This is a genomic window from Photobacterium sanguinicancri (assembly GCF_002265265.1).
Lineage (GTDB): Bacteria > Pseudomonadota > Gammaproteobacteria > Enterobacterales > Vibrionaceae > Photobacterium > Photobacterium sanguinicancri.
Genome location: NZ_NOIF01000520.1, coordinates 1 through 374, shown reverse-complemented (window position 1 = coordinate 374; position 374 = coordinate 1). Strand labels below are relative to the sequence as shown.

Below are 374 nucleotides of genomic sequence, written 5' to 3'. Positions count from 1 at the left end.
CCCGCATCAACCTCGCCGGATGGTTCGGCCTCGGAACCGCCCTCGAGGCGGTCGGTGACGAGGCGCTGCTCATCGAGGCCTACCGCGAGTGGCCGCTGCTGCGCACGATGATCGACAACGTCGCCATGAGCCTCGCGAAGACCGACGAGCGCATCGCCCGCGAATACCTGGCGCTCGGCGACCGCGACGACCTCGCCGCGCTCGTGCTCGACGAACTCGTCCTCACCCGCGAATGGGTCGTGCGCCTCACCGGCGGCGAGGGCCTGCTCGAGAACAAGCCCGTACTGCAGCGCGCCGTGCAGCTGCGCAGCCCGTACGTCGACGCCCTCTCGCTGCTGCAGCTCCGGGCGCTCCGCGCACTCCGTGCGGGCGAC

At 71.4% G+C, this 374-nt stretch carries 1 protein-coding gene; it reads left to right on the top strand.

The window, feature by feature from the left end; genetic code table 11:
• Nucleotides 1–374, top strand: a 374-nt coding sequence (locus ASV53_RS26640; protein ID WP_141226366.1) for a phosphoenolpyruvate carboxylase, incomplete at both ends; no start/stop codon positions are given.